The following is a 13,759-nucleotide window of genomic DNA, read 5'->3' as shown; positions in this document are numbered from 1 at the left end:
TGTGATTTGAATCAAATTTTAAATATTTATTTAATTTTATAAAATAAAAAGATACAGCACTTTTCGTATATACTGTATCTTTTTTAAATAATTAAATATTATACTAACTGTTTAAGACACTCCTTTAAATCCTCTTCCTGAGTACTAATTGGTCTAAGATTAAATGTGTCTACTAAATATTGCAAAACATTTGGAGATATAAAAGCTGGCAATGAAGGCCCTAAAAACATTCCTTTTATTCCGAGAGATAATAATGCTAATAAATCAGCAACAGCTTTTTGTTCATACCATGATAAAATTATTGATAATGGTAAAGAGTTTACATCTGTATCAAAAGCATCTGCTAATGATGTAGCGATTTTTACAGCAGAATAAACATCATTACATTGCCCTACATCTAATAGCCTTGGTAAGCCAGCTACATCTCCAAACTCTAATTTATTAAATCTATATTTACCACAAGCTAGAGTTAATATAATGCAGTCATTTGGTACCTGCTCAGCAAATTCTGTATAATAGTTTCTTCCTGGCCTTGCTCCATCACAGCCACCAATTACAAAGAAATGTCTTACCTTTCCTTCTTTAACTGCAGATACTATTTCTTCAGCATGACTTAATGTTGCTTTATGCCCAAATCCTACTAATATTTCATGATCTTCTTCATCTTCCTTAAATCCACCTAATTCAAGAGCTTTATCTATTATTTCTGAAAAGTCCTTATATCCACTTTCATCTACACCTATGTGTTTTACTCCATCCCAACCAACAACGCTAGTAGTATAAATTCTATCCTTATAGCTCTCTCTTGGTCTCATCAAACAGTTTGTTGTCATAAGAATACATCCTGGCAAATTATCAAATTCTTTTTGTTGGTTTTGCCAAGCTGATCCATAGTTTCCTACTAAATGCTTATATTTCTTTAATCCATCATATCCATGAGCTGGCAACATTTCCCCATGCGTATATATATTTATTCCTTTGCCTTCTGTTTGCTCTAGTAACATTTCTAAATCTCTTAAGTCATGTCCTGAAACAACTATAAAAGGTCCCTTTTTTGTATTTACATTTACCTTATGCGGCATAGGATTCTTATACTTAGTGGTATTTGCATCATCTAATACTTTCATAACCTGTGTTGCCATATCACCAGTTCTCATAGTCAAACGTATTAATTCTTCTAATTTAATTTCATCATTAGTCAAAGATTCTAATGCTATAAAATAAAACTGGTCAACTTGATCATTATAAAAATCTATAAATCTTGCTTGATGCCCATATGCTGATATTCCTTTTAATCCATATAAAATGGTTGATCTTAATGATCTTATATCAGGGTCTAATGATTGATCGTACATAATTCCTGCTTTAACTGAGTCTTTTAGCATTTCTTCCTTACTTGAGCTTAAGTTATATTTTGCTTGTTCTGGATAATCTCCTTTGGAAGCTTTACTTCGTAATGATTCTTTAATTTTTTGAGATTCCTTAAGCAGTTTTACATGAAAGGCTACATCAAAATTCACGTTAGTTAATGTTGTAAATAATCCATTTTCAACAAATTTAACAATTTCTTTATCTATAATTTCTCCCTTTTCAATTAGGGGCTTTGCATAACATGCAATCCCTTTTAATTGATATATTAATAAATCTTGAAGATTTGCCACCTCTGGAGTCTTTCCGCAGACACCCATTTTGGTACATCCCTTTCCCCCCATTGTTTGCTCACATTGATAACAAAACATTGAATTTTCCATTTTTCTATCTCCTTTCTGTTTATAATTCTATTATCACTTATATATTGTTATTTTATTCATATGTAAAAAATACTTAAATAATAAAAAAATCACGGAATTTACAAGTTCGTGATTTTTTATTATTTTTAATTAACTTTTATTAATTCCTATAATTTTCTTAAATCCTATAATGGAAATAATACAATTAATAGCAAATATAATTGTGCAAATTATTAAACTCAATAAATATACAGAGTTTAAATTTTCCTTCATAAAGTCAGCTAATACATTAATTGCAAAATAGCTATTAATTGCTCCAACTGATAGTGGAATAAAGTAAAATAAAGTTACCTCACTATTTATTGATTTACTTATATCCTTTTTAGAAGCTCCTATACTTAGTAAGGTTTTATATTTTTGCTTATCTTCATTTGCATCACTATAAATTTTTATATAAATTATACTTGCTTCAGCTAACACCATAACTAAAAATAAGAACCCTCCAATTGCATAAACAAATTTTATCCAATCAATTTTATTTAATTCATATAAGCCATAATAACCTTTTGTAGCTTCTAGATTAACATATTCACCTATTTCATTTATTCCACTTAATATTTCTTCTTCATTTTCTATTTTACTACCATAAAAGTTTAATTCAGTTGATGTTTCTTTAAGATTTTCATATTCATCATTATTTACAACTACAGTTGAATAATTTAAAGCTTCACCAAAAACCCTAACTCTAGTACTTTCACTTACTTCAAATGGAATATCATTTAATGTAATATCTTTAATATTTGTTAATAAGCTCATAAGTGTACCAGGTCGTTCAATATATATGGCCTTTTTTCCCTGAACCATATCTTCATTAAATTTTTCTAAGTTTTTTTCATCTCCATTAGCTTTTAATATATTTACTAAATTCTCATAAGATATAACTATATACTCATCATTTTCATGTTGTGGAACATCTTTTAATGTACTATTAACTTTCACTACTTTAGTACTTAATGAATATTTCTCTTCTCCTACATTATTTAATATATTAGATATTTTTTTAGTATCAAAATTATCTGTAGATGCAATAGCTAAAGAATATAATGTAATATTTTTTTGACTATTTTCATACGTGGTCTTCATTGAAAAGGCTGTTCCTAATACAGTTGTAGTTGTTGCTGTAAGAATGGCTATAGTTGCATAAACAGTATAATTCTTCTTAAGCCTATAAGCTAAATTATTTATAGTTATAATATTTGATCCTTTATATAATATAGATTTCTTATTAACTAAAAAATTAAATATTATTGGAAATACAGCTCCAAACAATCCATATGTTCCTATACAAACTAATATTAAGGTCTTAACGGCATTTGTTGCTTCTTTATCTACTAAATAATAACCATAGCCTATTAAAATTAATGATATTATTGCAATTATATAAATAAGAAAATTAACCTTTGGCATCTTCTCTTGCTTTTTACTTTCATTTAAAAGATCTACAATCCTACTTCTAACTATGCTTATAAATCCTTTTATACTCATAAATAAGAATATGCACATAAAAATTAATATAGTGTAGATAATTGAATTTATACTTACATTAAATGAAACATCTATATTAAAATCTGCAATTTTAAAAACTACAATTTGAAAAAACTTTGATAAAACTACACCTATTATTGTACCTATTATTGATGCACTTACTCCAATTAACATCATTTCAATAAAATATATTTTTCCTATTACAAATGAATCAAGTCCCATAAATGCATAAATTCCAATTTCCTTTTTTCTATTTCTCAAGAATATATTAGATGCATACCAAATAAAGAAAAACATAAATATTACTAAAATAATAGTTATCATTTGTAATATGAGCTTACTATATTCCTCATTCATATCACCAAGGACATTCATTACATCTCCATCCATCATTATTAAGAAGTTACTTAACACAACTACAGAAAATATCATAGAGATAAAGAACATAGTATAAACTTTTATATTGTTCTTAAAGTTGTTATAAGCTATATTAAATACGCTCATTATTTAGCACCTCCTAAGGATGCTAACATATCAATTATTTTTCCGTAAAACTCTTTTCTATTATCTCCTTTATTTAATTGACACTTTATTTCCCCATCACTTAAAATATAAACTTTATTTGAATAGCTTGCAGTAACAGCATCATGAGTAACCATAACAATAGTTGCCTTTTCTTCTTTATTTGCTCTACTTAAAGATTCTAACAAATCTGATGATGATCTTGAATCTAAGGCTCCAGTAGGCTCATCTGCAAATATTACTTTTGGGCTAGTTATTAATGCTCTAGCTGCTGCCCCCCTTTGCTTTTGTCCTCCTGATAATTCATATGGATACTTTTTCAAGTGTTCATTAAGACCAAATATTTTGGCAATATTAATAACTTTATTTTCAATATCTTTAGTTCTCTTTCTTCCAAGTGCCAAAGGTAATGCTATATTATCCATTAAGTTCATATTATCTAAAAGGTTATAGTCCTGAAATATAAATCCTATTTTATCTCTTCTTAAATTAGATAACTCTTTATTTTTAATCTTAGTTATATCTAATCCATCAAGAATTATTTCTCCTTTAGTCGGCTTATCTAATGTGGATATTAAATTAAGCAAAGTTGTCTTTCCTGCTCCTGATGGTCCCATTATTGAAATAAAATCGCCTTCATTTACAGTAAAGTTTATTTTATTTAATACTCTTGTCCTAAATCCCTTAACACCATATTCTTTAGATACATCCTTTAATTTTAAAATTTCTTTCATAACTAAATCCTCCAAAATTAATTTAACTTTAATTCTATTTTAATAGTTTTTTAATTTGGATTCCTTCACCTAACCTTACCTTTTAAATTCTAATGTTACATTTTAGTAACCTTTAGATAATCTGATATGTTATAAAAATATATACTAAACAAAGTATATTCATTCTTAATTGATTCAACAGAAATTTCATGCTCTAATTTATTTAATATTTTCTTTGTAAAATAAAGCCCCATTCCTGTAGATTTGTATACTTTATTTCTACCATTACTTCCTGTAAACCCTTTATTAAACACTCTATCTATATCTTCTTTTGCTATTCCAATTCCATAGTCTTTAATACATAGCTTTATACAATCATTATGATTTTCTGCATAAAACTCAATTTTACTATTTTCTTTTGAATATTTAATTGCATTATTAATTAATTGATCTAAAACATAAATAATCCATTTCCCATCGCTATAAACATTATAATTTAAATTATTTGTAGACACTTCTATCTTATTTTTTATTAAGAAAAATGCATTATTTTTTATTGACTTCTTCACTATAGTCTCTAAATTTTCTTCTTTAATAAATATATCTTCTGATGCAACTGTAGCTCTACTACCATACATTACTGAATTAACTAAAAAATTAATTTTTTCAACTTCATTTTTGACACTATCTGATACATTATGTTCTTCTATTTCATCAGAGATTATATTAAGTGCTGTTATAGGAAGCTTTATTTCATGAATCCACTTAGAAATATATTCTTCCATATCCCTTAATTGTTCTTCATATGTATGTACTTTAGCATCATATTTTTTTTCTTTATTTTCTATAATATTTAACATTATCTCTTCTTCTAATGAAGTTCCTTTAATATCTTCTATAGAAATATCCTTTTTATTTGAAATTGAATTATATATATCATGGTACTTTTTCTTACAACTATTATAATTTATATAAAAATATATTACATAAATAGCAATTATAATAAAGTCTAAATAAACTAGATCTCCAATTCTATTATTGAAGGAATTTATAGAAATTAAATATACATTTATTATAACTATCAAAATAATTAAAAGTATTACATTTAATGCTTTCTCCTTTATAAACCTTATTAAATCCATTAAATCATATACCCTATGCCTTTCTTGGTCTTTATAAAATCATTTAATCCTAATTCATCTTTAAGTCTGCTTCTAAGCCTAGTTACATTTACTGTTAATGTATTATCACTTACAAACTCATCATCATTCCATAAACTCATCATAATCTTATCTCTTGATACTACCTTACCTTTATTTTTAATAAGAATTGATAAAATTTTCATTTCATTTTTAGTTAAGTCAATGATATTATCTTCATACTTAAAAGTACACTTTTCCATATCTAAAATAGTATTCTTATAATACATAATAGAATCTAAACCCACATAATCATAACTTCTTCTAAGAATTGCATTTATCTTAGTTATTAAAACTTCTATAGAAAATGGCTTGGTTATATAATCATCTCCGCCATTATTAATTCCCATAATTAAATCCATATTAGAATCCCTTGAAGATAAAAATATTATTGGAACTTTAGATATTTCTCTAATTTTTTCACACCAATAAAAACCATCGTAATAAGGTAAATTAACATCCATTATTACTAAGCTTGGCTTTATATTTATAAATTCCTCTATTATATTATTAAAATCATCTATTAAATCAACGCTAAATCCCCATTTACTTAGTGATGAAGAAAGCTGTTTACCTAAATCAAAATCATCTTCAATTAATAAAATTTCTTTCATTATAGATACCTCTCAATGTTTTTATCTAAATTATACCATTATACATATTAAAATAATAAATATATTAATTTTAATATAACAAAATAAAGGTGACATTTAATCACCCTTATTTTTTATAAATTTCTTTTTATCTCAATTAAATATCTTTTTCTAATAACAAGGAAGTATATAACTTGAATAATTAAAAAGCTTCCCATTACTGTAATTGCTGATATTCTTATTTCCATTTCAAATGCATTATTTAATGCTAATAGTGCAAATAAAGAGTGTACTACTGCAACTATATAAGGAAGTAAAAATAATACTCCAATTTCTATAGTTGATATTTTCTTTATTTCTTTAAAGGTTAATCCTATTTTATTTAGATTGTTATACTTCACTTTATCCTCTTCTATATCCATATAATATTTATTATATAGAAAGCTAGCAGTAGTTACAAAGAAGATTATTCCTATAAATATTGCTAGAAACATAAATATTCCATACCCTAATTTAATGGCTTCTAACATATTAGCCTTTATTAGAAGAATCTCTTCTTTACTATAGTTTTCTTCTGGAAACTTCTCTATATATTTTTTAGATATATCCAAAGTTTCTTTATAATTATCTATATTAATACTATAAAATGAAAATACTGAAGCATTGATTTTATTATATTCTTCGTCATTTATAATATATAAATCCTCATATAAAGCTGGAAGAACTCTATATTCTAAAACTGAAGTAACTTCTATATTCATACTATCAATTGATATATTTTTAAGCCCTTGTGTAACTTGTGCTTCTAATACAGCTTCATTTTCATTAAGAAGTATATTATCTTTTTTAAGTGAATTAGCTAAAATATTATAGGTACTTTCACTTATTATATTTATCTCATTATTATTATATTGTAGTGATTTTATTTCACCCTTAACCTTTGTATAATTATAGTTATACTCCTTTAAATCATCTTCAAAAAACATTATTTTTTCATCAATATTTATATTATCTTCATCAAAGGAATAGAAAAATGCTTGAGGAAAATTTTTATCCACTTCTGATTCCTTATTAAGCCAAAATGAATATACTCCTCCAATTGACGTAAATGCCACTGCTGAAGTTATTGTTATAATAAAAAACATTCTTACATTATCTTTTATTCTATATAAAAGATTTGAAACCCATAATAATGCTGTTTTATTCATATAAAACCTTCTAATGCTTCTTAGCTTATCTACTATAAAAACACTAAACTGGGAAAACAATAAATAAGTTCCGATTATAACAATTACTGTTACAGGCACAATTCTATATATTATATTTTTCATGGTTGAGGTAATTGAAAAATAGTATCCTACAACAATTAATACAATGCAAATTAATGTAAGAATACTCGATGTTTCTGGTTCATCCTTTGGTTTTTCTGTTGCTTTAAGCAATGCTAAAACCTTATCTTCTTTTATTATACTAGCAGTGAAAATAGAAATTATTCCTCCCATTAAAATAAACGCCATTATTGTAATTATCATTGCCTTAGTTGGGAAATAAAAAGTTAAAATATCATAACCTAATAACTTCCCACTAGCTACTAAAAATATTTTTGAAAAAATTAATCCTAATATAATTCCAATCACACCAGATATAGAACTAATCAAAATATTTTCAATTATAATCATTTTCTTTATTTGTTTATCTGAAGCTCCTAGAATATATAGTGTTCCAAACTCTTTATATCTACTTTTTAAAAATACACTTACAGAATAAAATATAAAGAAGCATAAAAATACGTATGCTATTGCCATAGTTAAATAAAATCCAACTTGTAAGTAGTTGCGAAAGCTACTTATATCTAATTCTGGATGCAGTATTAGCATAGTAAATGAAAATAATAACGCTGCTGAAATACTACTACTTAAGAAATATCCAAAATATGCCCTTATATTTCTTCCTACATTTCTAGTGGCGAACTCTATAAAATTCATTATCTTCCCCCTCCTAGTAACGCAAGAACATCTAAAATTTCTTGATAAAACTGTTGTCTATTATCCCCTTTATAAATTTCATTATATATTGATCCATCCTTTATAAATAAAATTCTATTACAATAGCTGGCTGCTAATGGATCATGTGTGACTATCATTGTAGTGACATTTTCCTCCTTATTTATTTTTTCAAATAGCTCCATTACTATCCTCGATGCTTTTGAATCTAAATTTCCAGTAGGTTCATCTGCTAGAAGAATTGATGGATTGTGTATTAAAGCTCTTGCAACTGCTGTTCTTTGAGCTTCACCTCCAGACACTTCAAAGGTCCTTTTATTTAGCAATTCTTTTATACCAAGAATATCTGCTACTCTTTGTAGCCTTTTATATTGCTCATTTATTGATACTCCATCTAAGGTCAATGGTAACAATATGTTTTCACCAATAGTCAATGTATTTATTAAATTAAAATCTTGGAATACAAAGCCTAACTTTCTCCTCCTGAATAACGCCAATTCATCTCCTTTAAGTATTAAAGGATTAACATTATTTACTTTTATTTCTCCTGAAGTAGGTTTATCTATTGTAGAAATCATATTTAAGAGTGTTGTCTTTCCACTTCCCGAAGGCCCCATTATCCCTACAAATTCTCCCTTTTCTATATTAAAGTTAATATTATTTAAAGCGCTAAATACAACTTTATTTCCATATATCTTCTTTAAATTTTTAACTGTTAAAACTTCCATTTTTCTCTCCCTTTATACCGTTAATGTTATAACTTTTTTAAATACTAATATAGCAAGTAAAATTCCTACTAAAATCCTGTATATTGCAAATATTCTCATAGGCTTTTTCTTTAAATAACCAATAAATTTTTTAATAACTATCATCGATACTATAAAGGCAACAATAAATCCTAATATTAATGCAATCCATAAAGTTGATGTCATTATAGAGTAATCAAATTCAAATAAGTCTTTACCTGATGAACCTATCATTGCTGGAATAGCTAAAAAGAATGAAAATTCAGCAGCTATTGATGTTGACATTCCTGCAATCCATCCTCCCATAATAGTTGATGCACTTCTAGACATTCCTGGCCAAACAGCTAAAACTTGTAATATACCTACCTTTAAAGCTTGAATATAACTTATATCATCTATATTATAAGTTAGCTTTTTTCTATTTCTAAATATATTTTCCACTATTAATAATAAAATGCCACCTACTATGAAACCTATAATTACAGCTTCTGGCTTAAATAAAGATTTTATTTTCTTATAAAATAATACACCTATAATCCCCATTGGAATAGAAGCTATTATAATATTAATTCCAAACTTAAACCCCACGCTACCTTCTTTTCCTTTAGTAATTATAAATTTTAAAAATTCTATTATACTTTCACTAATTTTCTTCCAGTAAAGAACTATTACAGCTAGTATTGCGCCTAATTGAATTACTACCTCAAACATTTTAGCAAACTCGCCATTAAAATTTATTAAGCTTCCAATTAATATCATATGTCCTGTAGAAGATACAGGAATAAATTCTGTAAGTCCTTCTACTATTCCAATTATAATCGCTTTTAATATAAATATTATATCAATCACCTTATTTATCCTCCTTTAAACTTTATATATCTAGTTTAAAGGAAATTACTTTATTTCTACTATCTTTAAACCTTACAGGATTATTACATGTATGTCACCTTCGACTATTCTATTTTTAAAACTTCTGGAACCTAGGCTAATTTACTAAAAAAAGTAGGATAAATAATCCTACTTTTTAAACATTACTGTAACTATTGTTCCACCTCCAATTTTAGAATCTATTACTACCTTATGATCTAATTTATCACAAACCTTTTTTACTATGTATAATCCCATACCAGTAGATTCACCGAATTTACGTCCATTTTCTCCTGTAAAAAATGGGTCAAATACTCTTTTAATATCTTTTTTATTTATTCCTACACCCTCATCTATTACATTTAATCTAACAAATCCTGAATCTTCATAAGCTCTTATTATTAACTCTTTTCCAACGCCTTTAGAATATTTTATCCCATTAACAATAAGCTGTTCTAATATAAACTTAACCCACTTTGCATCACTATATATTTCTATATCTTCATCTATTTCAACTACTGGTTTTATTTTATTTTTAATAAATAAGGTTTTTTCCTCATTTATTTTGTCCATAACCAACTTATATAAATAAATTTTCTCTATTATAAAATCTTTTTGAAATGAATCTAGCCTAGCAAAATACATTGCCATATTTAGTCCCCTATTTAACTTATATACTTCTTTTTTAATATTTTCAATAGGCTCTTCCCCTTCATACTCTTGCAGCTGTAACTGTATAACTGATAAAGGTGTTTTCATTTGATGAACCCACTGATTTATAAATGTCAAATGATCCTCATGGCTTTTGTTGAATTCCATAATTTTATTTTCATATAAACTATTTGCTCTTTTTAAAACATTAGATATGCTTTCTCCTAAAACTGAATCTCCTAAATTCAATACAGAATCATCTAAATTATTTAAGTTCTTCTCTAAGAATTTATAAACTTCTTTATTTTTATAATATCTACTTCCCAAGAAAACAAATAAAATAAATGTATTAAATAATAATATATAGAAACGCTCATTTAGATTTAAATTACCTAAAAGTGTTATATAGCTTAATGTAATAATAAGGCTTAAGAAATATATAATTATATATCCTTTACTATCCTTTATAAATAATTTCATTTTAATTCTCCTACCAGGTTTTATTTAACCTATATCCAACTGTTCTTACAGTTTCTATTCCATTATATATTCCAATCTCTTGAAGCCTCTTTCTTATTCTGCTTATATTAACATTTAATGTATTTTCTTCTACAAATTCGATATCATCCCATATCTTTTCTAAAAGGAAATCTCTATCTACAACTTTAGGATATTTTTTAATAAGATATTCTAATAATATACCTTCCTTTTTCGTTATTATTAATTTCTTATCATTAAACTCTATTTCTGATCTTTCTGGATAAAATATCAATCCATCAAGTTCTACTATTCTCTCATTCATTTTAGGGGCATAATCTCCAAAGGCTCTTCTTATATGACTTTTTATCTTTGCCATAACAACCTCATAATAAAAAGGCTTGGTTATATAATCATCTCCCCCATTTTCAAGGGCCATAACTTGATCCATTCCACTATCTCTAGCTGATATAAATATTATTGGTACTTTCGACTCTTGTCTTATTTTCCTACACCAATAAAAACCATCAAACTTAGGTAAGTTAACATCCAATAATACAAGATCAGGATTGAATTCATTAAATTCATCCATTATATTTTCAAAGTTTTCTACTACTTTTACATCAAATTGATATTTAGATATATATTCTTTTAATAAAAGGCTTATTGATAAATCATCTTCTATAATATATATTTTATAATTCATATTATTTACTCCCTATAATTATTGAATTACATTAATTATACAATTATTCCATACATATTTGTATTACATTTTAGTAAGGTATTTATATAAGAACTCTTATTAATTATGTGTTTCTTAGTAAAAAGAAAAGTTATGGCTTATATTAAATTATAGCCATAACTTTCAATTTTATTTAAAAGTATTTTGGTTACGCTAGTAAAAACTATAACGCCCTCCATACTTATAATAAACTAATTTAGTTTAAATTAAATTTCAATAAGCTTAACCTCTTTATTTATTAAGCTTAATGCCTTTTCTTTTATTCCTTCTAAAGCATAATCAGCTTCTTTATTCTCTATTAGTATTTTAGTTTTTATATTAAATTCTTTATCATACTGATTTATTATTTTATCTTTCATCTCATATTTAAAACTACTTCCACCTAAAACCACTACTTTAGGATTAATTATAGCTGATATAGTTTTAATAGTATCTATAATTATTCTGCAATAGGTATCATCATCTAGATCACTCATCATAGCAATGTTTAAAAACTTATCTTTCATAGGTATAAAACCAATTTCACCTGCATATCCATCGTCACCCTTTAAAACATTTCCATTTACTATTATTCCTGATCCTACTCCTAATGAAGTAAAACTTATATACACAAGGCTCATACTTCTACAATTATTCTTTTCTACATAATCATTATAAAAAGCTATAGAAGTTGAGTTTATATCATTTTCTAATATTATCGGAATTTTATACTTCTCCTCAAGCTGTTTCTTTATTTTTATCTCTTTCCACTCTTCCATCTTAATTCCAGATAAAAACCCATCTTTAGTCACTATTCCTGGTACACTGATTCCTATTCCCTCTATATTAGAATAAACTCTATATAAACCTTCTATGGAATCTATTATAGTTTTAGTATCCTCTACACCATTTATTAGTTTAGTATTCTCCTCTAAGACTTCACCTAAGGCATTTACCACTCTATATACTATTTTTGCTTCTTCTACTGAAAGTACTATTACATACCTTTTATTAGAATTAATTTTATATCTTTCTGCTCTTCTTCCACCACTTGATTCATCCAATCCAATAGATATTATTTCATCTATTTCAATTAGTTCATTAAGTATTCCTCTTACAGTTGTATGGCTTATTCCTGTATCTTTAACAATTTCACCTCTCGTTGCATTACCTCTAGTCCTTATAGAATTCATTATTAATGAAGTATTTACATTTTTAAGTTCCTTTGGTGTTCCTGCAATTTTTTTCATTAAATATTTAACTCCTTTAAAATATCTCTTGGCTCTTTTAAATTAAAATCAGCTTCTATACCATCTAAGCTATCTGCTCCCCATATGGCTATTCCAAAATCCATACCAGCTGCTTTTGTAGCTTTAAAGTCAAATATTGTATCACCTATATACATACACTCCTTTGGTGATATATCTAGTATTTCGGCAACCTTAAGCAATGGATCTGGATAAGGTTTATGCTTTTCTGTATCATCAGCTAACACTTCACATTTAATATATTTTTGCAATCCAGTAGGTACAAAATCTATTTCATATTGATTTTTCATTTTAGAACTTGCTATTGCACATATGATTCCTTCTTTATATAAAGTTTTTATAACTTCATCAAGGCCATCATATAATGTAGCCCCTTCTTCAAATTCATTTACATACTTCACCCATTTATCGTAAGCTTTCTCTATATTCTTAAAACCTAATTCTTCTATTGTCTTTTTTCCTGCATATGCTTTATATTTCAATAAGTTTTCATATGATATATCTTGTCCAAGTTCTTCTTTAATTAACCTTTGTAGAGGTATCATATTCATTCTTTCTGTATTTAAAATTGTTCCGTCTAAATCAAATATTACACATTTGTATTTTCTCAATTTTCTCTCTCCTTAACTTTTAATATAACCTTTTAAAAGTTTATTGCAAAAGTATTTTATCATAATTTTATAAATTATTCAACAATTAATAATACTCTAAATTTATATAT

At 26.1% G+C, this 13,759-nt stretch carries 12 protein-coding genes; all 12 read right to left on the bottom strand.

Going from position 1 to position 13,759, the window contains the following annotated elements; all coding sequences use genetic code 11:
* Positions 1 to 98: 98 nt before the first annotated feature.
* Positions 99 to 1,751 carry a hydroxylamine reductase gene (gene hcp, locus ACYUEX_RS02750; protein ID WP_460286469.1) on the bottom strand — a complete coding sequence of 551 codons (1,653 nt, stop codon included), beginning with the start codon at positions 1,749 to 1,751 and terminating at the stop codon, positions 99 to 101.
* A gap of 129 nt (positions 1,752 to 1,880) precedes the next feature.
* Positions 1,881 to 3,779 carry an ABC transporter permease gene (locus tag ACYUEX_RS02745; RefSeq protein ID WP_460286468.1) on the bottom strand — a complete coding sequence of 633 codons (1,899 nt, stop codon included), beginning with the start codon at positions 3,777 to 3,779 and terminating at the stop codon, positions 1,881 to 1,883.
* Complete coding sequence (locus tag ACYUEX_RS02740; protein ID WP_460286467.1) at positions 3,779 to 4,531, bottom strand: ABC transporter ATP-binding protein; 753 nt, start codon at positions 4,529 to 4,531, stop codon at positions 3,779 to 3,781. Before ACYUEX_RS02740 ends, ACYUEX_RS02745 begins: the two co-directional genes overlap by 1 nt.
* 95 nt (positions 4,532 to 4,626) lie before the next feature.
* A complete protein-coding gene (locus tag ACYUEX_RS02735) occupies positions 4,627 to 5,595 on the bottom strand; it encodes an ATP-binding protein (protein ID WP_460286466.1) in 969 nt (322 codons plus the stop codon).
* Positions 5,596 to 5,651: 56 nt separating this feature from the next.
* Positions 5,652 to 6,323: a response regulator transcription factor gene (locus tag ACYUEX_RS02730; protein ID WP_460286465.1), complete on the bottom strand. Its 672-nt coding sequence runs from the start codon at positions 6,321 to 6,323 to the stop codon at positions 5,652 to 5,654.
* Positions 6,324 to 6,436: 113 nt separating this feature from the next.
* Positions 6,437 to 8,287, bottom strand: a complete 1,851-nt coding sequence (locus ACYUEX_RS02725; protein WP_460286464.1) for an ABC transporter permease — start codon at positions 8,285 to 8,287, stop codon at positions 6,437 to 6,439.
* Entirely contained in the window at positions 8,287 to 9,033 is a 747-nt protein-coding gene (locus ACYUEX_RS02720; RefSeq protein WP_460286463.1) for an ABC transporter ATP-binding protein, read from the bottom strand. Before ACYUEX_RS02720 ends, ACYUEX_RS02725 begins: the two co-directional genes overlap by 1 nt.
* A 12-nt stretch (positions 9,034 to 9,045) precedes the next feature.
* Positions 9,046 to 9,897 carry an undecaprenyl-diphosphate phosphatase gene (locus tag ACYUEX_RS02715; protein ID WP_460286515.1) on the bottom strand — a complete coding sequence of 284 codons (852 nt, stop codon included), beginning with the start codon at positions 9,895 to 9,897 and terminating at the stop codon, positions 9,046 to 9,048.
* Between the two features lie 171 nt (positions 9,898 to 10,068).
* Positions 10,069 to 11,049, bottom strand: coding sequence for a sensor histidine kinase (locus ACYUEX_RS02710; RefSeq protein WP_460286462.1), 981 nt, complete (start codon positions 11,047 to 11,049; stop codon positions 10,069 to 10,071).
* A gap of 10 nt (positions 11,050 to 11,059) precedes the next feature.
* The gene (locus tag ACYUEX_RS02705; RefSeq protein ID WP_460286461.1) at positions 11,060 to 11,752 is read right to left on the bottom strand and encodes a response regulator; all 693 of its coding nucleotides are present in this window, start codon (positions 11,750 to 11,752) and stop codon (positions 11,060 to 11,062) included.
* Between the two features lie 245 nt (positions 11,753 to 11,997).
* Positions 11,998 to 13,020 (bottom strand): ROK family protein, encoded by a 1,023-nt coding sequence (locus tag ACYUEX_RS02700; protein ID WP_460286460.1) that lies wholly within the window; start codon positions 13,018 to 13,020, stop codon positions 11,998 to 12,000.
* Positions 13,020 to 13,649, bottom strand: coding sequence for an HAD family hydrolase (locus ACYUEX_RS02695; protein WP_460286459.1), 630 nt, complete (start codon positions 13,647 to 13,649; stop codon positions 13,020 to 13,022). Before ACYUEX_RS02695 ends, ACYUEX_RS02700 begins: the two co-directional genes overlap by 1 nt.
* Between the last annotated feature and the right edge of the window lie 110 nt (positions 13,650 to 13,759).

It is taken from the genome of Clostridium sp. CTA-7 (genome assembly GCF_054768095.1).
Note: the sequence above shows the minus strand (reverse complement) of the source record. Positions and strands in the feature narration are given on the sequence as shown.

Excerpts from the sequence above, each read along its gene's own strand:
- hcp (WP_460286469.1), bottom strand. The coding sequence starts at position 1,751 with ATGGAAAATTCAATGTTTTGTTATCAATGTGAGCAAACAATGGGGGGA.
- ACYUEX_RS02745 (WP_460286468.1), bottom strand. The coding sequence starts at position 3,779 with ATGAGCGTATTTAATATAGCTTATAACAACTTTAAGAACAATATAAAA.
- ACYUEX_RS02740 (WP_460286467.1), bottom strand. The coding sequence starts at position 4,531 with ATGAAAGAAATTTTAAAATTAAAGGATGTATCTAAAGAATATGGTGTT.
- ACYUEX_RS02730 (WP_460286465.1), bottom strand. The coding sequence starts at position 6,323 with ATGAAAGAAATTTTATTAATTGAAGATGATTTTGATTTAGGTAAACAG.
- ACYUEX_RS02725 (WP_460286464.1), bottom strand. The coding sequence starts at position 8,287 with ATGAATTTTATAGAGTTCGCCACTAGAAATGTAGGAAGAAATATAAGG.
- ACYUEX_RS02720 (WP_460286463.1), bottom strand. The coding sequence starts at position 9,033 with ATGGAAGTTTTAACAGTTAAAAATTTAAAGAAGATATATGGAAATAAA.
- ACYUEX_RS02710 (WP_460286462.1), bottom strand. The coding sequence starts at position 11,049 with ATGAAATTATTTATAAAGGATAGTAAAGGATATATAATTATATATTTC.
- ACYUEX_RS02705 (WP_460286461.1), bottom strand. The coding sequence starts at position 11,752 with ATGAATTATAAAATATATATTATAGAAGATGATTTATCAATAAGCCTT.
- ACYUEX_RS02700 (WP_460286460.1), bottom strand. The coding sequence starts at position 13,020 with ATGAAAAAAATTGCAGGAACACCAAAGGAACTTAAAAATGTAAATACT.